Annotated in this window: 21 protein-coding genes; 18 read left to right on the top strand and 3 right to left on the bottom strand. The window is 46.6% G+C overall.

Annotation, left to right across the window (positions count from 1 at the left end):
* Positions 1-164 (bottom strand): sporulation transcriptional regulator SpoIIID (locus tag WMO24_RS15310; RefSeq protein ID WP_349217250.1); only part of this gene is annotated, 164 nt, incomplete at its 3' end.
* Here WMO24_RS15310 and WMO24_RS15305 point away from each other — a divergent pair.
* From WMO24_RS15305 to WMO24_RS15225, 17 genes are all read left to right on the top strand, one after another.
* Positions 163-750, top strand: coding sequence for an extracellular solute-binding protein (locus WMO24_RS15305; RefSeq protein ID WP_349217248.1), 588 nt, complete (start codon positions 163-165; stop codon positions 748-750). The two genes, WMO24_RS15310 and WMO24_RS15305, sit on opposite strands and share 2 nt — an antisense overlap.
* A 146-nt stretch (positions 751-896) precedes the next feature.
* Positions 897-1,880: a carbohydrate ABC transporter permease gene (locus WMO24_RS15300; protein ID WP_349217247.1), complete on the top strand. Its 984-nt coding sequence runs from the start codon at positions 897-899 to the stop codon at positions 1,878-1,880.
* A gap of 12 nt (positions 1,881-1,892) precedes the next feature.
* A complete protein-coding gene (locus tag WMO24_RS15295) occupies positions 1,893-2,723 on the top strand; it encodes a carbohydrate ABC transporter permease (RefSeq protein ID WP_349217246.1) in 831 nt (276 codons plus the stop codon).
* 38 nt (positions 2,724-2,761) lie between these two features.
* A complete protein-coding gene (locus WMO24_RS15290; protein WP_349217245.1) occupies positions 2,762-3,832 on the top strand; it encodes an SIS domain-containing protein in 1,071 nt (356 codons plus the stop codon).
* A 17-nt stretch (positions 3,833-3,849) separates the two neighbouring features.
* The gene (locus tag WMO24_RS15285) at positions 3,850-4,785 is read left to right on the top strand and encodes a BadF/BadG/BcrA/BcrD ATPase family protein (RefSeq protein WP_349217244.1); all 936 of its coding nucleotides are present in this window, start codon (positions 3,850-3,852) and stop codon (positions 4,783-4,785) included.
* A gap of 97 nt (positions 4,786-4,882) precedes the next feature.
* A complete protein-coding gene (locus WMO24_RS15280) occupies positions 4,883-5,815 on the top strand; it encodes an amidohydrolase family protein (protein ID WP_349217243.1) in 933 nt (310 codons plus the stop codon).
* A 17-nt stretch (positions 5,816-5,832) separates the two neighbouring features.
* Positions 5,833-6,990 (top strand): iron-containing alcohol dehydrogenase, encoded by a 1,158-nt coding sequence (locus WMO24_RS15275; RefSeq protein ID WP_349217242.1) that lies wholly within the window; start codon positions 5,833-5,835, stop codon positions 6,988-6,990.
* 1,150 nt (positions 6,991-8,140) lie between these two features.
* Positions 8,141-9,397, top strand: coding sequence for an MFS transporter (locus WMO24_RS15270; RefSeq protein ID WP_349217241.1), 1,257 nt, complete (start codon positions 8,141-8,143; stop codon positions 9,395-9,397).
* A 35-nt stretch (positions 9,398-9,432) separates the two neighbouring features.
* The gene (locus tag WMO24_RS15265; RefSeq protein ID WP_349217240.1) at positions 9,433-10,722 is read left to right on the top strand and encodes an alkaline ceramidase; all 1,290 of its coding nucleotides are present in this window, start codon (positions 9,433-9,435) and stop codon (positions 10,720-10,722) included.
* A 16-nt stretch (positions 10,723-10,738) separates the two neighbouring features.
* Positions 10,739-11,647 (top strand): DMT family transporter, encoded by a 909-nt coding sequence (locus tag WMO24_RS15260; protein ID WP_349217239.1) that lies wholly within the window; start codon positions 10,739-10,741, stop codon positions 11,645-11,647.
* A gap of 89 nt (positions 11,648-11,736) precedes the next feature.
* Entirely contained in the window at positions 11,737-12,459 is a 723-nt protein-coding gene (locus tag WMO24_RS15255) for a threonine/serine exporter family protein (RefSeq protein WP_349217238.1), read from the top strand.
* Positions 12,460-12,461: 2 nt separating this feature from the next.
* Positions 12,462-12,917, top strand: a complete 456-nt coding sequence (locus WMO24_RS15250) for a threonine/serine exporter family protein (RefSeq protein ID WP_349217237.1) — start codon at positions 12,462-12,464, stop codon at positions 12,915-12,917.
* A 37-nt stretch (positions 12,918-12,954) separates the two neighbouring features.
* A complete protein-coding gene (locus tag WMO24_RS15245; RefSeq protein WP_349217236.1) occupies positions 12,955-14,904 on the top strand; it encodes an alpha-amylase family protein in 1,950 nt (649 codons plus the stop codon).
* A 923-nt stretch (positions 14,905-15,827) separates the two neighbouring features.
* On the top strand, positions 15,828-17,132 hold the full coding sequence (locus WMO24_RS15240) for an ABC transporter substrate-binding protein (RefSeq protein WP_349217235.1): 1,305 nt from the start codon (positions 15,828-15,830) through the stop codon (positions 17,130-17,132).
* A 141-nt stretch (positions 17,133-17,273) separates the two neighbouring features.
* Positions 17,274-18,233: a carbohydrate ABC transporter permease gene (locus WMO24_RS15235; protein ID WP_349217234.1), complete on the top strand. Its 960-nt coding sequence runs from the start codon at positions 17,274-17,276 to the stop codon at positions 18,231-18,233.
* A gap of 392 nt (positions 18,234-18,625) precedes the next feature.
* On the top strand, positions 18,626-18,862 hold the full coding sequence (locus WMO24_RS15230; protein ID WP_014080336.1) for a hypothetical protein: 237 nt from the start codon (positions 18,626-18,628) through the stop codon (positions 18,860-18,862).
* A 375-nt stretch (positions 18,863-19,237) separates the two neighbouring features.
* The gene (locus WMO24_RS15225) at positions 19,238-20,458 is read left to right on the top strand and encodes an MFS transporter (protein ID WP_002584949.1); all 1,221 of its coding nucleotides are present in this window, start codon (positions 19,238-19,240) and stop codon (positions 20,456-20,458) included.
* 80 nt (positions 20,459-20,538) lie between these two features.
* On the opposite strand, the gene WMO24_RS15220 is transcribed toward WMO24_RS15225, so the two are convergent.
* The gene (locus tag WMO24_RS15220; protein ID WP_002575858.1) at positions 20,539-21,339 is read right to left on the bottom strand and encodes a helix-turn-helix domain-containing protein; all 801 of its coding nucleotides are present in this window, start codon (positions 21,337-21,339) and stop codon (positions 20,539-20,541) included.
* 78 nt (positions 21,340-21,417) lie between these two features.
* Positions 21,418-21,681, bottom strand: a complete 264-nt coding sequence (locus WMO24_RS15215) for a hypothetical protein (protein ID WP_002575859.1) — start codon at positions 21,679-21,681, stop codon at positions 21,418-21,420.
* A gap of 228 nt (positions 21,682-21,909) precedes the next feature.
* On the opposite strand from WMO24_RS15215, the gene WMO24_RS15210 reads away from it, so the two are divergent.
* The coding region (locus tag WMO24_RS15210) for a cysteine-rich VLP domain-containing protein (protein WP_349217231.1) at positions 21,910-22,313 on the top strand (404 nt) is incomplete at its 3' end.

Here is a 22,313-nt window from a genome sequence, read left to right as displayed (position 1 = left end):
CTGTTGTATAATGCGCGATTCTGCCGTTTCAGACGCTGTGTCAAGTCCTTATGGACTGTGGACTTGCTAATTCCAAAGCGCATCGCGGCATTGCGAACAGTAGCTCCGGTCTCTGCGACATACTGCCCCAACGCAACGGCTCTCTCCTCTGGATTCCCTTTCATGCAGGCACACCCCCCAGTAAAAAAATGGTGCTCTTACTCTGCGGCTTATACGTTCCTGGACCAAGCAGCCACAGACGCGTTTACATCTGATAAACTGGCCTTTACGGTACATGGCCCGTTCCTGAATCCTAACTTGGAAGCTGCTGCCCAGGAAAACAGCAATTTCAAATATGATGCCATTCCGATGCCTTCTCAGGTGGCCGGCGGCCCGTACAGTGCTTCCTACGGCAACGAATGGTTAGGAGTTGTGGACAGCGGAGACCAGGGGCGTAATGACGCGGCAGCTGGGTTCCTGATGTATATCACCGATACCGAGCAGATGAAGACGTTCTGCCGTGAGATGGGACGCCCTGTTATGAACAATGAAGCGATGGACGAAATTGCGAACGATCCGGAGTCGCCGTGGCTGTTGGGCGTATGCAACGAGATTGTGAACAATTGTGTGAACCAGGCGGTCCCGTTCCGCTGCGATATGATGTGGGAGACAGGCTGTGCTGATTCTATGTTCGGGCTTTGGGATGGAAGCCTTACAGATGCCAAGGCGGCGGCTGAGGATTCCATTGCAATGATTAATGAAAATGCATAAACCAGTTGCGTAAGCTGTGTGGGTGCGCGGCCCGGCCGCGCGCCCACGGTTATGGCCAGTCTGTGAAAAGCCTCTCGCAGGCTGGCCATAACCGTGGGCTATTCGGACGGGGCCTGGGAAGAATCAGGGAAAAAGGAGAGAGCGCCATGACAAATACAGTCGGAAAACATGTTGCGGGGCAGAATCATATGAAAATTGGAGGCAGGGCTTTCTGGCGTAAGTACGGGAAGCATTATCTGGGCCTTGCGCCGTTTGTTATTTTTTTCGGCGTTTTTATTTTATGGCCGATGCTATATGGACTGGTGATGAGCTTTTTTGATTGGTCCACCAGAACAAATGCGGAAATTTCTTTTGTCGGGCTTGAAAATTTTAAAACCGTGCTTAGTCAGGAAACGCAACAAGGAAAACGGTTTTTGACCTCACTGAAAAACCTGTCACTTTTCGTGGTGCTGGTAGTGCCGCTGAACCTTATTTTTGCCACAGTCATTTCTCTGGTAATCAATCAGTTCCGCGGTCGGATGCACAATTTTCTGCGCGGCGCATTTTTTATGCCATATGTTGCACCGTTCTTTCTGGCTACGGGCGTTTGGCTGTGGTTGATGAGTGCGGATACCGGGCTGGTGGCGGTGCTTCTGGCCAAAATAGGAATTGGCGAAGGTGTTACCTGGCGCCTGACACCGGGATATTTTACAGCGCTTCTGATCATTATTGACCTCTGGCGTGCAATTGGTTTCAATATGATCATTCTGACCGCCGGCATGAAAAATATCCCGAACGATTTATACGAAGCATCCATGATCGATGGTGCCAGCACATTTCAACAGTGGATTCATATCACCATCCCAATGCTGGAGCCGGTGCTGTTTTTTGTGGTCGTGAATTGCTTTATCGGGGCAATTCAAACTTATGACATTCCGTGGGTGCTTTCCAATTCCAGCGCTGTGGGCGTGATTGGCGGAAAGAATGCGTTTGCCAGTTATCCTGTCATGGAAATCGTGGGCAACGTATATTCGGGAAAAGCGGGCAATTTGGGTCGTGCGTGTGCAGAAGGCTTTGTGCTGATGCTTATTATTTTCACCATTACGCTGCTCCAGATTATTTACCGCAATCGCAAGAATAAGGACAATTGAGGGGGCGGTATTATGATGAAGAAAACTTCTCCGGCAGCCAAGATATTCAGCTGGGTATTTGCACTTTTCTGGCTGGTCGTGTGCCTGCTGCCCTTTACGCAGCTGATCAGCGTGACATTTTCAACTGCGGACAGAGGGATTGTTTCTACGTTTTATCCCAATTCGCTGTCCAGTGGCATCGAAAATATCAAGCAGGCGTTGTTGCAAACCAATCTGGCGCCGTCAACTTTTCAGACGCTTATCTATGTGAGTGTGACCATCGTCGGCATGCTGATCGTGTCTTCTCTGGCGGCGTATGAGCTGGCGTGCTTCAAATTCCCGGGACGCGATGTGATTTTTATGCTCATTTTATCGAGCATGATGCTTCCGATGATCACTTACGTCATCCCTCTTTACCGATTTGTGTATAACTTGGGCTGGAGCGATACATTGATTGGTCTCGCAATTCCGTCCATTCCATCCGCATTTGCGGTATTCATTATCAGGCAGTTTTTAGAGAGTATGCCGCATGAACTGATAGAAGCCGGTGAGATAGACGGCGCAGGGCATTTGAAAATATTTCTGCGTGTGGTATTGCCGCTGATGGCCACGCCGTTGCTGACGGTGACAGTCATACAGTTTATGCAGGTGTGGGGTTCCTTTTTGTGGCCGACATTGGTGGCGGGAACCAAATGGAAGCCCGTCAGCGTCTTGGTGGCTGGTCTCCTGGGAGATGGCTCTTGGATTGAAGGCCGCGTAAAAATCGCTGCGATGCTGCTCAGCGGCATTCCGCCGGTAGCTGTATATCTCGTGTTCCAAAAATACATTGTTGAAGGCATAGCCACATCGGGCCTGAAGGGATGAGCCGTTGCCGGAAGATTTTGAAAAGGAGAAATGAATTCATGGGGAATAGGATGTATCATTACTGGAAAAGCCAGCCCGCGGTACTCCGGCAGATCCTTGAACAAAAAAAATCACAGACAGAAGAATTTGTGAAGCTGTTTTGCGCGGTGAAGCCGGATAAACTGTATCTGATTGGCAGCGGCACTTCCCTGAATGCGGAACGTGCTGCCGCAGGATATATGGAAACGATATTGGATGTAGATGTATGTGCAGTCCCCTCTTCACGCGTCCCGAGGCTGCGAGGCGAACGGCCCATGGTCGTGTTTATTTCGCAGGGGGGCTCGTCGACCAACACGCTGCAGGCGATGGAACAGCTTGCCGCCTACCCATCCATCAGCATCACTGGAGAGGCAGAATGCGAGATTCGGCGGCGCAGCAGACATCATATGCTCATTGGTTGTGGAGAAGAACTCGCAGGCCCCAAGACGGTAGGATATACAGCGTCGGTACTTTGTTTTTACATATGTGCGCTGGAGGCTGCCTTAGCTGCCGGGACGATCGGGCTGGAGAAATACAATGCGGAGATCGGCGTGCTGGAGCTTGCCGTGACTCAGATGGAAGAAAATATCCGGCGCACGGAAGCGTGGTTCCAGAGAAATCAGGATGAACTGATGCAGATTCGTAAATATGTCCTGGTCGGATGTGGCAGTGCATTTGCGGCCGCTACAGAAGGATGTTTGAAAATCCTGGAGACAATCAAAGTGCCGTCCATGAGCTTTGAATTCGAAGAATACCTGCATGGACCGATCATTCTGACAGACCGGGAACTGGGCGGGGTGTTCTATATCAGCGACGCGCCCGGAGAGCGGGAGCGCATGATGGAACTGGCACGCTGCCATGCCCATTTTTCACCCTATGCCTATATGGTGACTACGGATGAGTCGATTCAGGGGGAAAAAGTTCTGCATGCTCTGCGCACCGGATATGACCACACGCAGATTTTTGAAGCAGTGCTGCTTCCACAGCTCTTGGCGGCACGGGTACCGGAGCTATTGGGATTGGCTGAGGGGTCGCCGGCATACGATTTGTATACAAAAAACTGTCCCACCAAGTACAATAACGGAAGATAAAGGCAGGGCAAGATGATATGAAATATATCTTAGGCATAGACAGCGGTGGTACGAAATATCTTGTACGGGCTTGTACGCCGGAGGGCGACGTGATTGCGGAGTACGTTGGATTTCCGGCACCGCATTACCGCCTGGAGCGTGAAGAAGTAATTAAACGGATCAATGCAAATATTGATGCATGTTTGGCCGAATTCGAAGGCTCCCGCAAAGAATGCGTTTACCTTGTCTGCGGGACAACAGGCCTGGATACGGATCGGGACCAGCAGGTAGTGGATGATATTTACAAAGGCCTTCCCGGTTTTGTATGTCCGGTATTGTGTGTAAATGATGCACAGGTAGCACAATTTGCCGTCACCGGGGGAGTGGGCGTAGTCGTTATTGCCGGCACCGGTTCCATTGCATTCGGCTGCAATGAAAAAGGGCAGACAGCACGGTGCGGCGGCTGGCCACCCTGCATTTTTGGCGACGAAGGTTCGGGAAGCTGGATCAGTATGCGTGCGTTGAATCATATGAGCCTTTTGATGGATGGGCGGGTCAGGCCGTCTATCCTCAGCGGGAAACTCAACGAAGTGCTGCATCTGGAGCGCAAGGAAGATTTAATCGGCGTGTGCATCGACATTGAACATATGTGCTGGAAAAATCCGGGTCTCGCAATGGTTGTGGACCAAGCGGCCGAGCAGGGGGATCCCTATGCAGTTGAAATACTCAAAGAGGCGGCGCATCATACTTTTTCGCTGGGAGACACGATCGTACAGCAATTGCATTTGGCAGAGCAGCCGGCATTCCGAGTGGGTGCTTGGGGCAGCGCAATTGTGAAGAGCAAGCTTCATTTTCAGTTTTTTAAAGAGCTTTTTACTGAGAAATATGACAATGTTGAGGTGCTCATTGCCCGGGAGGATGCCGCGATGGGAGCGTGCAGGATTGCCCAGGCGCGATTGAAGAACGCAGAATGATCAGCCGAGGTCCCGGTGCTGCGCGTCCAGCGCGGCTGGGACCTTTTTTACAGACTGCGCTGTGTATGAAACAATGAAAAAGAGAGGCATTTTGGATATGAAAAGAAAGATCATTGATTTCCACACTCATCTGGGAGATATTTTTCATGACAGCAGAAATATCGTATTCCATCCGCAACTTCATTTTTCCCCCTACCCGGACCCGTTTGAGGATTTGGCGCGGGATCATTACAGCCGTGCGCTGGTTACGGAAAACCAGGAGGAGCAGAATATCCTGATTGATGCCGGGCAACTGAGGACATGGGAATATGGGAGCCTGGAAGCGACCCAAAAGGCGCTGGATGAGAATCATATCGATTATGCAGTGTCACTGCCTGTTATGCCAAATTCCAGCTTCGAAGAAGCGCTGGCGGCATCGAAGCTGGAGCCGAGACTGATTCCTTTTACAAGTGCGGACTTCAGCCTCCCCATCCCGGAAATGAAGGCCAAGCTGAAAAGGGATATCATGAGGGGGGCAAAAGGGTTAAAACTGCATCCTATTTTGCAAAATGTACCTCTTACAGACGAACGCACTTACGCAGCTGTAGAGGTGTTTGGAGAACTGGGATTGCCGATTACTTCCCATTGCGGGATCAATGATTATTATAAGCCGGGAAGTAAATATCAGGCTCTGGCACCCAAGGAATATGGAGAGTTGCATTATATGCTTGCCTTGATCGAGAGGTATCCGGATTACATCCTCATTCCAGCGCATGCCGGAGGAGATTGCGGCTGGGAGTACGAGGAGTTGGCGCAAGCGGTTCACAAGCACGGTTGGAAAAATGTGTATACAGACACGTCGTTCAAAAGTGCCAAGGTTATGAGGGAACTGGTTGAATTGTTTGGCGAAGATAAGTTGTTGTTTGCAACAGATTATCCCTTCGACGGGATTACACAGTCTGTTATGGCCTGTGAAGAGGCTTTTGCGGAAGATCCTGTTCTTGCGGACAAGGTGTTTTACAGAAACGCAGCGAAGCTGCTTCACTTATGAGGAAAGGAGGATATAAAATGGAATTTACATTGTTGCAGGAAGCCAAGATACTGTACGGTGCAGGAAAAGTGCAGGAGACAGGAGCGCTGATGCGTTGCCTGGGCGTGGATAAGGTTCTGGTAGTCTGCGATGAGGGCGTGAAAAAGGCGGGAATTGTAGAGCGCGTAACAAACAGCCTCACGCAGGCACAGGTGAAGTTCGTGCTTTTTGATAAAGTACAGGCGGACCCGCCCAGCGAAGTCGTGGACAAAGGGGCGGCCTTCTGCAAGGCGGAACAGTGTGGCGCTGTAATAGCGGTTGGCGGGGGAAGCAGCATCGATACGGCAAAGGGAATCAATTTGCTGCGCTGCAATCCGGGAAAAATCATGGATTACGCCGGGCCGAAAGGCGAAATGAAAAAAGCGGGCGGTCTTGTGGCGATTCCCACGACGGCGGGTACAGGAAGCGAATTGTCGGATGGCCTGATCATCACCAGCCCCGAACATGTTAAATGTCCGATTTTGGCGACAAACGCAATGGCAGAGTATATTATTTTGGATCCTTTGCTTACGGTGGGGCTGCCGGCAGGGCTTACGGCTTCTACGGGAATGGATGTTTTGGCGCACTCAGTGGAATCGTACACATCAACGGCGGCATCTGTGCCCACAGACCAGATCAGTGAGGGGAATATCCGTTCAGTTATACAATGGCTACCTCTTGCAGTGTCACATCCGGATGCCTTAAAACCGCGGGAGCATATGGCTGTGGCCAGTATGTTGGGCGGCTGGATGCTCCGATACGGACATACGCATGCGGGGCACTCCGTAGCACATGTCCTAGGTGCCCGGTGCAGCATTCCGCACGGATATGCTTGTGCTTACGCGCTTCCATGGGTTTTGGAGTTTAATGCCCCGGTGCTCCTGGAAAAAACGGTTGCCGTGGGGAAAATGTTCGGATGTTCGTTTACAGGCGACGAAACACCGCAGCAGATCGGCATGGTTGTCCGTCAAGCTGTCACATCCTTCCGGGATGAAATGCTGCAGCTGCGCCCGGTTTCAAGTTTTGTCGAACGGCCAGATAATGGGATGCTGGATAGGATGGCGGCGGAAATTGAAGTGGATTTGTTCCAAGCGTTTAATCCTCGCAGGATGAACAAGGAAGATGCACGGATAATATTGGAAAATATATTTTCATAGGCACATAGTCAAAGGAAAATGCATAAAAAAACAGCAGCCAGATGGATACGGCTGCTGTTTTTTTGAATGCTTAAGCGAAAGAGCAACCTCAGCTAAGTAGAAACGGGAAACAGAATGATATAGTAAGAGACTTTTTTTGGCAGAAAGGAAGTCGCGATTGGCCAAGTATAATAATATTTAGTAAAAGCGAAAGAAACAGAGAGTTTGAGGCACAACATGGAGGTACCAGTATCATACGTACATGACAGCAAGCTGCTTACTGGGGGTGACCAGTTTTTGATTTGGGACCATCCCCTAATTTCCCTGTTTATAGTGCCGTGATTGGTATAACTGACACTCCATTCATTTGTATTTCTAATTTATAGGTTTGGAGTGTCAAGGTTTCTGCCGACTGCAGAAGTCAATGTAGTGATGTGGAATCTCTTTTCTATAGTTTGGAAAATGTAAACGATGCCTTCCGGAAGAACTCATATATTCAGTTTCTTTTGGCCAATATAGATACAAAGAATTTTACAAGGTTTTAGAGAATGGCCGATGACGTGAAAAGTATGCTCCGCATTAGAAATGCGGGCTTCAAAGTCATAAGCCGATAGAAATTCGTGAGGAGGCAGTGGGCATCATTCCTTGATAGCCAAAGTACTTGCGTAGTGAACAGTTTTGCAGACTGAGATTTCCCTCTCTAACGGGTCTGCATCAGGTTACGTCATGTGGTTGGTATCCGGCAGGGAAACAAGAAGTGCATGAACATGACGCCTCAAGAGATAGTTATTGGGGAGACCGCGATTGGTGGTTGCCACAGGCTGAAATAGAAGAATCCGAGCGTCACGCGGAGTTTTAGCCAGTGTTTTATTCCGGCGATGAAGCAGGCAGTACAGTTAAGTCGCAATTGGGATACAGAGGAGTTTTTTTCTAAAAAGTACAGAATGGCTTCCAGTAGATTGAAACGGTTCTCGATAGATAGAGTTGGATTGACTATTGCCTTGTGCTGTATGAGCATTGAACGCGGCACTATAGGTGGACCGAGCTATATGGAATTATCCCATTTTGATGAGCCAAAGTGCTTGGCACTGTTGATATTTTTGCACTACATTCAGTTCAATGACTTTCAGAATATAACAAACGAATCCGATGAGTGCCGGCACTAAGCGTTTTGAAAGCGCGATATTTTGAAGGATATGTACAGTATTCGGCAAAATTAAGGGGTGTATCATCGACAACACAAAACAATATTTGGAAACCATTCAACGCCAAGTTTTTGCAGCGACTGGGCGGTTCCGATTTAATGGTGTTTCTGTTGACTGCATTGCCTGGACTGGTGGCAGTATTGACATTGATCCCCAGTTCGCTGTTTTTAGCTCGAAGCAGGAGCAAAAAAAGAGTAATGAAAGCGTTGTTCTATACGAACAGAGGATTGTTGCTTGTAATTGCAGTGATTCCGTTCCTTCCTGAATCTATACGCCCGTTAATTTTTGTGCTCTTAGTTGGATTTATCAATTTTCCGGATGGGGCTTCTCAAAACGCGATGCAGGGGTATGTTGGCGAATTGTTTGAAGAAAGGGAGCGAGTTGAGGCGCTCTCTCTGCGAATAAAGTTCAGCACCTTTTTTACTCCATTTGTGACGATGCTCACAGGGGCACTTCTCGCACATTTTGAAAATTCCGGCAATGAAATTTTGCGCGTTTATCAAATCATTTTTGTGGTTGCGTTTTTGCTTGGTATGGTGGAAATTTCTGTATTTTCACGTTTCCGCGACCGGGAAATGCCGGCAGATCAAAACAAAGAAGGCGGTGCTGAGTTTTGTGCTGATACGATCAAACAGATTTTTAAAAACCGTAAGTTCGTAAAATATATTATTCTTCTTTTTGTGTTTAACTTCTTTTGGCAGTCAGGCGGTCCGCTCAGCAGCTTGTATATGTTAAATGTTCTTCATGCCAATGAACTTTGGATTGCTTTTTTTTCTATTATCTCGGGGATTGTAGCGCTTTTTACAGCGCCGTTTTGGAATAAGTTGATCTTCCGCATTGGAAATAATCGTTCGTTAATCCTGTTGTCTCTTGTTATGGTATTTAATCTGGGATTGTACCTTTTGGCAAAAGATTGTTATGCGATGTGTGCAATTCAATTGGTAAACGGATTGGCTTTAATGGGGAGTGGCGTAGTTATCATTAACGGTGTGTATGAAGTGGCCCCTCGTGATAACAATGGGTTGGTGTATATTGGGGTTTATAATACACTTTATAACATTTCGATGTTTGTGGCGCCGTTCTTTTCCTACTGGATTCTTTCGCATTGGAACCTAACCACCGCAATTGTGATTGTCTCTTTGGGAAGAGCATTTTGCTTTGTCCTTTTTTTACTGACGCTCGGAGGAGAAAAAAAGTTGATTCCAGGAAAGGCGCCCTATTAATTTGCCGAACTTGCAGCTTTTCAAGGAGGATTTTTATGGAATTAGGAACGGCTAAACGCTGCATTACGCCCCAAAAGTCATTGCGACTGAGTGGCTTCTCGTTTCGGAATAAAAAATTTGACGAAGTAAGCCAGGATATTTATTTACGTGTTTATTTTGTAAAGCATTTAAAGCGGCAGCTTGTAATTGTTTATGCGGATTTGCTCGGCTGGGGCGATCCACTGGTGTCGAGATTGCGCACTGAATGCAGCCAGAAGTTTGGATTGCGGGCTCAGGATTTGTTTTTTGTCGCTTCACATAATCATTCCGGGCCGCCGTCCGGATTGGTCGCAACACATGCGGTGGAAGAGCCGGATCCTGCTTATTGTGATTTTTTGATCCAGGAGGTTTTGATTGGAATTGAATCGGCGGAAAAAACTATGGAACCGGTTGACCTTTTCCGCAATGACGGAGTTTGCCCATTTAATATATATCGGCGGAAACCGGAAGGCCCTGGTGCAACTATGCGTCCGAATTATGAGGTCCCGGCGGATCAGAGATTGGCGACGATTTCTTTCCGAAAACGAGACGGGGCGCTGAAAGGTATTTTAATCAGCTATGCGTGTCATGCCAATATTGCTGGTGGAAATACGTTGCATCCTGATTTTCCAGGGATTGCGATGGACTTGATGGATAGACGTTTCCCAGGCTGTGTTTGTTTGTTTTTGCAGGGATTTACGGGCGATATGCGGGCAAATTTTGTTTTGGGTAATGAGTTTTACAGAGGAAGCTATCAGGATGCGGCAGTATTTGGCGAGAGATTCGGAAAACTGTGTGCCAATTTAGCGGAACAGCGTTCTGAAGAAATTCCCCCTTTTCTGTACTCTAATCAGATGAGAAGCAAACTTCCGCTGAAGAATTCTGTGGGACGGGAAGAGTGCCTGAGATTGATAAATCAAGGGTCCTTGTTGGAAAAGGATTGGGCAGAGGTGATTCAGAAAAAAGCCTTCGCTGCTTACGAAACGCTAGATGCAGGGTTAATTGTTTTGGGGGCAGGGATAGAATTTTTTACTCTGAATGCGGAAGTGTCACATTTTTATGCGGAATATGCGCGGACGTTGGTTCCTGATGCGCTTTGTGCTGGTTACGCGAATGGTTTGATCGGGTATTTGTGTACAGAAATGCAGATTCGCCACGGCGGCTATGAACCGAAGGAATCTGCAGTGTATTTCGGCTTGAACGGAACGTATCCGCCTGAAATAGAACAGAAGATTCAAGGTGCGTTGGAAACGCTTTGGCGGAACGCACAAAAAGAGATTGAAAGAGATGGCTTTTCAAAAGAATAAGTAAAGTGTGAGGGTTATGAAAAAAGACATGAATCCAACATCAAAAATGGCAACGCTTTGGGTTTTGATGGCAGGGTGCCTTTGGGGGACCATGGGGATTTTTGTGCGGATCTTTGAGACCATGAACTTGACTTCAATGCAAATGGTACAAATTCGCAGTAGCATAACAGCAGTATTGGGCATTCTGGTTGTGTTGTTGTGGAAACCAAGTATGCTGAAAATACGAGTAAAAGATGCATGGTGTTTTATTGGTACAGGGATTTTCAGCATGGTTTTTTTCAATTTCTGTTACTTTTCAGCTATTCAAAAACTGGATATTTCTGTAGCAGCGGCACTCCTGTATACGGCACCGGTCTTTGTCTGTTTGCTTTCCAACTTTTTGTTTGGAGAGCGTATTACACGCAGGCATGTGGTTTGTATGGGATTGGTTTTGCTGGGATGTGTGCTGGTCAGCAATATTCGCCTGAATGAGACAAACTGGTCGATTATCGGTGTGGTTCTTGGTATAGGTGCGGGTATCGGATATGCGTTTTACAGCGTTTTCTCTCGTTACGCTTTGCAAAAGGGATATCATCCGGTCACGATTATTTTGTATACGTTTATCTTTGCCTGCGTTGGTGGAGCGTTTTTTGTTAATCCAATCTCTTTGGTACCACTGGTCTTGTCTCCCAATACAGGGCTTCTTTGTATTCTATATGCCTTAGCTACAACATTATTGCCATATTTCTTTTACACTACGGGTCTTACCTATTTGGAAAATAGCCGAGCATCGATGCTGGCGGCAATTGAACCGGTGACAGCAGCATTTTTAGGGATTATCTGTTTCAAGGAAATTCCATCTGTTTTGGAATTTGGCGGAATTATTTTGATTTTGGTGGGAATCAAAATTTTGAACGCTGCCAAAACAGAAAGTTCTTCTTCATAAGGATTTAGACGTTTATGCTCAAGGTATATACATTGCCTCAAATTTCAAATAGGACAGAAAATAAATATGCGGAGATTCTGTCGTGCATTTTGGATCTCGGTGAACTTTTATTGATCAGCGGCGCGGAAGTAATGCGCGTAGAAGATACAATTATACGATTGTGTATGGTTTATGGTTTCACGAAAGTAGAGGTATTTACCATTATATCCAGTATTGTTCTGACGGTTCAAAATGGGGAAGGTGATACGCTAACACAAACCAGGCGGATTTATGCACGCGATACGAATCTGGGGCGTGTGGAACAAGTGAATGCCCTTTCCAGACACATTTGTGCTAACCCGGTTTCATTGAAAACTTTTCAGCAGGAGATAAAAAGAATTCGGGATCAAAAGGCGTACTCATCAGTTTCAAAATGTTTGATGTATGCAGTCGTATCGGCGGCTTTTTCGCTCTTTTTCGGCGGAAATTTTGTGGATTCGATAACGGCAGCACTGTCGGGAATACTGATGTTTGAAATGTTTTGCCTTTGCCAGCATTTGTATATAAACGGCGCTTTGAAAAATTTGTTGGTAAGTATTTTGACTGCATTGGCGGTACTGGGCATGGTGAATCTGGGCTTGGGAGAGCATCCGGATAAAATTATCATAGGAAATATTATGCTTCTTATTCCTGGGCTTGCTTTGACAACCTCGCTGAAGGATATGCTCCATGGAGATACACTTTCAGGGCTGTTGGGATTATATGAGGCGGTATTGAAAGCTTTAATCGTTGCGATGGGGTTCGCGGTCGTGATTATACTGGCGGGAAAGTAGAAATGAACACAGCTGTTTTGCAAATTGTTATGGCTGGAATTGGAGCGATGGGATTCTCAGTTTTATTCAATATTCGTGGATACAAAGTCGTTTTATGCAGTATCGGAGGAGCGCTGGCGTGGAGCGTGTATTTGATCTGTGTGGAGAATGGTATGGAAATTTTTACAGCGCTATTCGTGGCGGCTATTGCTGCCGCTGCCAGCAGTGAATTACTGGCAAGAGTAGTAAAGGCACCGGTCCTTCTGTTTCTGGTGCCCATTTTGATCCCACTGATTCCGGGCAGTGACCTCTATTATATGATGAGTTTTTTTGTGCTGGAGAAATATCGGGATTTCGGTTGGTATGTGCAACGGGTTCTCGTTGAGGCAGGGGCAATTGCGCTGGGAATCATTTGTGTTGAATCATTTGTGAATGTACTGTTGAGTTTGTGCGCCATGTGGATGAAAAAAGAACGCTGAAAGGTGTTTGAATTTTGTACAGAGAGGAAGGATTTATTTGATCGGTCAGTTTGAAGATTGCTATGCGAAGTTTAAAGACGGAAAGCTTTTACTTGGGAACAAACGGCTGGAGCGCTGCTATTATTTTCAAGATGGAAAGATTATTGCCGGTTCTTTGTGGGATAAAAGAAATCAGTCATGTGCGTTGCTGGATTCTGAAAGGCCGTTTGTCCTTCCATATGGTGAATTTGAAAATCTGTTAATTCATTGTGAGACAGAAGATGCCAATGGCTTAAGCAGTTCGTCTTTGGGGATCACTGTGAAGATGGAAAATGATTTTGCAACGCAGATTTATCATGTGGAGATATTCCCGGATATGCCTTTTGTGTCTACACGTTTTTCAGTTCTTCGAAAAACTTCTCATGAAACAGAAAAATCAGAAAAATACGATCTGATCGAATGTGTCAAATTGCCGACGATCCATTACAATATAAAAGTAATGGAGCTGTTTGATAAGGATGATTTTTGTGATACGCTGATTCGTATAGTAGAAGATTCACCCTACCCGAATCGATACGCAGGTTATCGGGGAGATATCTTTGTCGTCGAACCCACAGGGGAATCCCAGGCGGTGCTCATCGCGAAAGATTCTCCGGTTGGAACTTCGCATTTGAATCGGCCAGTGCATGACTTGGCGGTTACAAGCGGTGAATTTGAGGTGTATGGCAGTGGCGTTGACTTTTCAAATTTACCGGTAAATGAAGAAGTTGAATATTATGGTGTAACCGTAGGAATTGGCGACAAAGAAAAACTTGTGACAGAATATCGGCGGCTTTTGTCTCTTCGTAAAAAGGGCGAAGGCAGGTTGTTTGTCATGGCAAACACATGGGGAGATAATAACTGCGAAAAAGCACTTTGCGAAGAGTTTCTTAAAGCAGAGCTGGATGCCGCTGCAGATATCGGTGCGGATGTGGTTCAAATCGATGACGGTTGGGAGAAGGGAATCATTACGGATCCGAATCGTTATATGGAACATATTTTTGAAGGTTTTCACCGGGCGTCTTCTGAGTACTGGACAGTGGATTTGAAACGTTTCCCGCATGGCCTTGAGCCGATTGTGGAGCATGCAAAAAAATGCGGTGTCAGGCTCGGTCTTTGGTTTTCGCCAGATTCTTACGGAGATTTTGAAAATTGGGAAACAGACGTTAAAATTCTTAAGGATTTTCAGAAAAAATTTGGAATTCGGTATTTTAAACTGGATGCTGTGATGTTGCGCTCCAAAACAGGCGATCGAAATTTTTCTGCTATGGTAGAAGAACTTAGCCAGTCGGGGGCATGTCTGCAGTTGGATGTAACAGCAGGCGATCGATTTGGATACCATTACAAGGTGCAATATGGGGTGTTGTTTATTGAAAATCGGTATACGGATAACGATACCTACTTTCCTTATCGCACGTTAAGAAATCTTTGGATGCTGTCGCAGGTGATACCGTCCAGATTTTTGCAATTTGAAATAGCCAATCCAAGACGGAATGTGGAACGCTATGGCGATGACCCCTTCGCCCCGAATCGGTATGATATGGATTATCTTTTTGCATCGGTTATGGTAGCAAATCCTCTGCTGTGGTGTGAATTAAGCCATTTAGAAAAAGTAGATGCAGAAACTCTTCGAAAAATTATTTGTGTATGGCGTTCTCACAGCCAAGCGTTGTATCAAGCTGACGTTACTCCGATTGGAGAGAGTCCCAATGGGAAGAGTCATACAGGTTTTTGGGCCTGCAACGGTTCGGATGGGTATTTTGTGTTTTTACGGGAAAACAATGATGAGGCGGAATACGAATACAAAATTCCGACATTGGCAGGTAAGAAACTACAGATAGAAACACTCGCCTCAAATGGAGAAAGTGGTATTGAACAGCTTGGGGGGGCGCAAAATAAAATAGCAGTTCACTTTGCAAAGTGTAATCAGTATGTATTTGCAAAGTATAAAGTTGTGGATCCGTGCTGAGATGAAGAAATAATTTTTGACAGATGTTTATCTGGAATCAACAAGGAGCACTACTCTCTCTTGTTGAACTATGGAGCTTCAGTTGATTTGCTGTTCTGCGAGGATGTTTCCGATGAAGTGCTAAAAAACTAATTGGTAATAATAAATTTGATTTTGGAACTTTGAAAATATTTTGTTGGGCAGAAAAGAATATCGATCCTTTATTTCGTCTTCTGTATCTTCAATGATGCAGAGAGTGGTTGGTGCATGGTTGCGAATAACATTGTGGGTTCACCACAAATATTATTTATTGCGCTGTAATTTTTGTTCGAATTGGCATAATAAAAGAAAAATTGGAAGACTTTCAAAAAGCACGATCAACCGTCGAGATGGCGTTATTGAAAAATGAGAGTGGTTGCGAATTTCGACGGATCTGCCGAAGTAATAAAAATCCCCTGCTTTACAAGGGGGGGGATTTTTGTTTTTATGTGTAGGACGGAAATTTTGCGGAATTCATGCTGAAAACACAATGTTATAATATAATGAAACATATTGAGAATGAAAAATGGCCCAAAAGAACAAAATCATTAGCGAAACATATAAAATTGATGCTAAATATTCATTTTTTTTGACAAAAATATAATTTAGGGGTTGATTTATTTTAAAAAATGATATATTGTAATTACAAAGTAAAACATATTGTACTTATAAAATATAATATTTTGTCGGCACAAAGACTTGCGTGTGATGATGAAAACTCGGTGTCTGCTTTAAAAAGAACGAGAACGACAGTGCGGTGCAGAATCTGCAGACAAAGATGAAATGTTTTAGATGGAAGCTGTGTGCGAAGATACAAAGTAGATATAAGTATAAGTGGTTTACTAAAACGCGAAACGAGGAGTTTCAAAAGTTCGAAATTGTGCAACAAGAGAGGAGTATGAATTATGAAAAAAATCCTGGCAGCGGTGCTTGCTTTCACGATGGCACTGTCTTTGGTTGCTTGTGGCGGTGGTACCGAATCCGGTGGTGCGGAAGGGACGAAAGAAAAAATCACGGTTTGGCACATCCAGCCTGAGGACACAGACGAAACTTCTTATCATCAAAGACTTCTGAAATGGGCAGAAGAATTCAATGCGGAACACACTGATATTGAAGTGGAGGTTTCCGGTGCCAAATCCATTGACGTTATCCTGACGACAATTGCGGGCGGCGACACTCCTGATATTTTTGAGAACAACTGGAACATGGCTCCTTCGTGGGCGGATAAGGGCGCGTTGCTGGATTTGACGGACTACGTCAACAATGACACCGAATGGAACAAAGATGACTTCTTTGATGCAGCATGGGAACTTTGCACCTACAACGATCGGATTTACAGTGTTCCCCGTTTGGCTTCTACAACGGTTATGACTTATCGGCCTGACCTGCTGGCGGAAGCAGGTTGGGATCATTTCCCCAAAGATACGGACGAACTGCTGCAGTGTGCCATTGACTGCACGAAAGTCGATGAGGATGGCACTATCGTGCAGATGGGCTTTATCCCCGATTACTACTGGCTGGATAACGTTCTGTGGCCTGCAGCTTTTGGAGCAACATGGATGGACGGCGATCAGCCGAACTTCAACAACGAGCGGATCATCGCTGCTTATGAATTCCAGAAAAAGATTTTTGATGAATTTGGCTATGACAACGTACGGCGTTTTGTAGATACTTTTGGACACTATGCGACCACAGAAGATCCTCTTTTCAAAGGCAAAGTTGCTATGCACTGGGCACCTTGTGAGAACCTGGACGAAATGAGCGAGTATGGCCAGGGCATTGATTGGGAACTGGCTCCGATGCCGGTGGCTCCGGACGGCCAGGGCGGTCAGATGCTGTCCTGCGGCGTATGGGAAGTCAATGCCAAAACCAAAAACCCGGATGCAGCTTGGGAAGTTCTGTCTTCTTTGACCAGTGCCGAAACGCAGAAAAATCTTTCTGAAGGCGATTTCAACAACGGTGCTTATTATTCCCGCAAGAGTGCTTTGGAATATGTTGTAGATGAGCTGGACGTGGACACTGCTGTGAAAGAGACTGCCAGCATCTTCTTGAATCAGGATTTGTATCACTTCCCCATGCTGAGCTATACAAATGAATATCTTGACGCCATCAACACGGAAATGGTTCAGGCTTTAATGGGTAACACAACGGTGGAAGAGGCAGCCGCAAGGGTTCAGGAACAGATGGAAGAGATTGCAAATAATAGTTAAAAGGTGCTTGTCATCTTCTGATTTGAAACAATCTTCTAAATTTTTCCGGAGGCATGAGGTGGGCAACTCACCTCCGCCTCCGGATTTTTATATCTCATAACGACCTTTTATGAAGAATGGAATTAAAAGGAGATGTTATCTATGGAGAATTTGGGGAAAACGAAAGTTAAACGAAAATGGTCCAGATCGGAGCGGCGCTTCTTCTGGACGGGTTTGCTTTTTGTTTCTCCTTGGCTGATTGGCTTTTTGGCATTTAACATTTATCCAATTTGCTCGGCGATTTATTATAGTTTTACAGACTTCAGCGTTTTCAGCGCCCCCAATTGGATCGGCCTGAAAAACTACATTGATCTGATGCACGATGATCTGTTCTGGCAATCGCTTGGAAACACGGTGTATATGTGCCTGGTTGGCCTGCCGCTCAATTTAATTGCCGCCCTGGGCCTGGCGATGCTCCTTCACCAAAAGTTGAAGGGCCGTCCGGTATTCCGCACAATCTTTTATTTGCCTACGGTTGTCCCTGTTGTAGCAAGCGTCATGCTGTTTATGTGGATCCTGAATCCGGAATACGGCCTGATTAATATGTTCCTCGGTCTGTTCGGGATTACCGGACCGTCCTGGCTTTCTGACCCGCGCTACACCAAGCTGGCGCTGGTGATGATGGACATCTGGCGGTGCGGCGGTACGATGATTATTTTCCTGTCTGCGTTGGAAAGCGTTCCCCAGACTTTCTACGAAGCGGCCGATATAGACGGTGCGAATGCATGGACCAAATTCCGCAAAATCACAGTACCGTGCATTGCGCCGACCATTCAGTTCAACCTGATCATCGGCCTGATTAATACCTTCCAATATTTCACGCAGGCGTTGGTTTTGGGCAGGCTTTCTCCGTCCTATGTCACGTCGTTTGGCGGCCCGGAAAATTCGGTGATGTTCTATTCGCTGTACCTCTATACCAAAGGCTTTGCCAATTTGCGTATGGGCTATGCCAGCGCCATGGCGCTGATCCTGTTTGTAGTTGTCATGATTGTATCGTTCTTTACGCTGCGCTTTAGGTCAGTTTACAAGGAACTACACGCAGACCGTGAAACGGGCTGCTGACAACAAACGGCGCTATGCTCCCGGCTGGGTGCATAGCACCTGTTTGTTGCGGGGGTTTCCAAAGGGGGCAGCGCCCCATTTGGCACACGACTTTGCGGAGCAAAGTGTAGTGTGTTATACGCTCTGTCGGCGTTGCCCTGAAAATACCGTTGCCGCCGGGGAGGGCAAGGGCATTTGACGCGGCAGGAAAGCAGGGCTTTGTTTGGGGCTGGTAAGCCGGAAACAAAGGGCTGATTTCAGCAGCAGACAGGGCGTATTATGAAAGCCCCCGTCCCTCGTCCTCCGCCCCCGGCCTATGGGACAAAAAGTCCCAAAGCTCTGGACACCGTGACCAGATGTGTGGCCACACTCCGGGAAAAGTAGCAGGACGGCAGGAAACCGTCAAGGCTGAAATGAATGGGCTGACGCCCGGCCTTGACCGTTCCCCGCCGCCCCGCTGGATGGGTGGACAAGGTGGCCAATCCCTAAAAGTGTTTGGCCGCACTCGTTCATTTTGGGGCCTTTCTTCTCCCAAAATTGAAATGGGCGGGAAAGCCCTAAAATGGCTTTCCCGCCTTGATTACCCATTAGCAAAGACGGGCGAGACTGTCAACGGCGGCGCTGAAAGCGCCGTTCATCTTGACCGTTGACTGGCTCGCCTGGCTTTGCTACTGCCCGTAAGAGATGGAAAAACAAGATGGAAAACAAGGTTAAAAATGGTTGACAAGTCTATCGGATGTGTGTTATACTGTGCGACAGTTTGAGATTGGAAGGAGGCTTACGTGTGTTAATTTGTGTACGCTAATAAGCAATAAAAAGTAGAAGTACCTTTCCACATGATGGTGGGCTTTTTTTGCGTGCGTATGCAAAGGAACACGTAGGTTTGACACGAGCAGTCTTTGAACTGTATCGTGGTGTTTTTTCGTGCTTTGTTGTTATGCAGGCGTCTGCCCTCTCTGTGGGACAACGCCTGCTTTTTATTGCAGAAACAAAGGAACAATGCAATAAAAAAGGAGGTTCGCATTATGACCCAAAACAACAATTCATGGAGAAAAACTTATTTTACACTTCTTGCCGGACAAGCAATATCCTTTATTAGCAGCGGTATTTTGCAAATGGCCATTATCTTTTATTTGGTTGCGAAAACTAATTCTGCAATCATATTGACGGCGGCAACACTGATTGGATTTTTGCCGCAAGCCTGTTTAGGCCCGTTTGCAGGTGCTTTTGTTGACCGGCACAGCCGTAAAAGCGTAATGATTGGTGCGGATTTGATAATTGCCGCCGCTGGCGGTATTCTGGCGCTGGTGGCGTTTTACATGGAATTGCCCGTATGGTCTATTATGGTTGTCCTGTTAATCCGAAGTGCGGGAACTGCTTTTCATTCTCCAGCATTCAGCGCAGCAACACCTATGATTGTGCCAAAAGAGGAACTTACAAAATGCGCTGGTTACACGCAGACCATGCAAGCAGTAAGTGCGATTATCAGTCCAGCTGCCGCAGCGTTTTTATATGCTGTTTGGCCTCTTAATGCAATTATATTGTTAGATATTGTGGGTGCAATCCTTGCCTGTGTGACTGTTGCGATTTCGTCCATACCAACGCCTGAACTATGTCCAGAAACGAAAAGACAACAGTTTTTACAGGATATGAAAGAGGGGTATGTGGTATTAAAGCAAAACAGGGGCCTCTTTGCTCTGCTCTGGATTGGTGTAATTTATATGTTCTTTTATATGCCAATCAGTACGCTTTTTCCTCTCATCTGTATGTCATACTTCAAAGGAACACCGGCCCATGCCTCTGCCGCTGAAATTGCTTTTGCGGTTGGTATGCTGCTTGGCGGAGTCATTCTGAGCATTTGGGGCGGTTTTAAGAAACGGCGGTACACCATCGGTCTTTCCGTTCTCCTGATGGGCGTTAGCAATATGCTCTCCGGGCTTTTGCCGCCAGACGCATTTCTTGTCTTTGTTGTGTGCTGTACTGTTATGGGAATTTCCGCTCCATTTTACGGTGTGCAAAATGCGATTTTTCAAGAAACGGTCAAACCAGAATATCTGGGGAGAGTTTTTTCTCTACTGACAAGCGCCGCTTCCCTCGCCATGCCGTTTGGCCTTGTCATTTCCGGGCCTCTGGCGGAGCGGCTGGGAGTTGAGAAATGGTTTGTCATTTGCGGAATTGGCATTATCATCGTTGCGCTTGCCGTATTTTTACTACCCGGTTTGAGAGAGATTGACAATACGCAATAATCAACTGCACCTTTTTCTATTACTAAACAAAATGCCTGGATGGTGGTTCTGAAAAACCAGAACCGCCGTTCAGGCATTTTTTATCTTCGTCCTCTCTGCGGTTTTGGATTCTTCAGCAAGTCGGATTTTTCCGCAATCTTTTTCAGCCACTTCCGTTCTTCTACTGACAGCTTCCTAAAATTCAGCTTGAGCCGTTTGCAGATAAACGCCAAGTACGCTTGTTCCGTGTCGCTGTCCTGGCTGACGATTTCACCAGCAGTTTCCAGCATTTCTTTTAGCGGGTTATCCTCTGGGACGCTGAAAAAATCGTCCTTGTGTGTTTCCCGCAGAGCAAGGGCAATCCCGTTTATGTCCCGTTGTATCACATAGCGGCAAAACTCGTCCTCATCAATATGGGCGGTGATAAGCTGTCTTAACTGCGTATCACTCATGCCAGGATTATGCTTTTTTATAACAGTTGCGCTCATCGTGTCCACTATGGCGTTTGCACCCTGCGCCTGTTTCAGTGCCGTTCCGTTCACATAGATTTCAAGGTCAGCCATCAGCCGGGGGAAATCCGGGTGCGCCGCCAGCTCACACAGCAGGGTATTGTCTATCCTCCCGCTTTTCAGCAGGTCAATCATTTCATCACTCAAACGCAGGTCTGCAAGATCGGCGTTTGGGTGATTTTTCATTTCAGACAGCCCCAGCAGATAATCAGCGGTCACACCGTAAAACTTCGCCAGCCGGATAAGGGCATAGTGGCTGATGTCCTTGAAGTCTTCCGTTTCGTAACTGCCCAGCGCAGACTTGGAAAGCCCGGTCTGCTCCGCAAGCTGCCCCAGCGTCAAGCCACGCTCCACACGTAGGTCTTTTAATCGCTCTTGTATGGATAAAGACATATTCACCCTCCTTGCTAGCTCAACGAAAGAGAAGCCGTTATGCTATGTACTATGCTCATAGCATAACGGCATAGGCATTTACAGTTTTATTTTACCATTTGCTACATCTTCACGAAATTTATCAACAAGCTTCGCTGTCAGCTTGGATTTACCGTAGTGTTCAAGTACAAAAGTACGATAACTTTTTCCATCTACAAGCACATCACTTTTTCTGGTCAACAACCAATTTCCGTTACCTCCTCCCTGTTCTCTAATATTCCAGTCTTTCCCATATCTTTTATAGATTTCATCTTTTTTACCTTGAACAGACATTGATTCGCTTGGAATATAAACAATTTGCATAATAGCTCCTCCTTTATTTTGTGCAAGAAGACCAGAAACCTGAATTTGTCTTTTATCTTTTTTTGATTATATCACAAATCCGAGAGCGTGGAAATAGGGAGTTTTTCAGGCTGATTTCCTACCTCTTGGATATACGGCACAGGCGGTCAAAAAGGTGTAGACTTGGGATAGTTCATCGATGGACAAGCACCTTGGAAACAGAACACGCCAAAGAAAACGGAGGGACGCATGAGCAAAAGACCCTATCAACACCTGCCGCCGCTGGAACACAGGCCGGACGGCTCCCCCTACCGCATAACCCCGCCCCAGAAGAGACGAGCCAGCGGCCTGATACGCCGGGAGTGCTGCAACTGCGAGGACGGAAACTGCCTTGCGCTGGACGATGGCGACACCTGCGCCTGTCCGCAGATGATTTCGTTCTCCGTCTGCTGCAAGTGGTTCCGCTGGGCGGTCTTGCCGCTGGACAGGACGCTGGAAGCGGAGATTTACCGGGACAGGGACTTGAAACGCTGTGCGGAGTGCGGCGGTGTGTTCGTCCCGAAGTCCAACCGGGGCAAATACTGCCCGGACTGCGCCGCCAGAGTTCACAGGCGGCAGAAAACAGAAAGTGAACGGAAAAGGAGGTCTGCTGT

The organism is Ruthenibacterium intestinale (assembly GCF_040096265.1).
Classification (GTDB): Bacteria; Bacillota; Clostridia; order Oscillospirales; family Ruminococcaceae; genus Ruthenibacterium; species Ruthenibacterium komagatae.
Note: the sequence above shows the minus strand (reverse complement) of the source record. Positions and strands in the feature narration are given on the sequence as shown.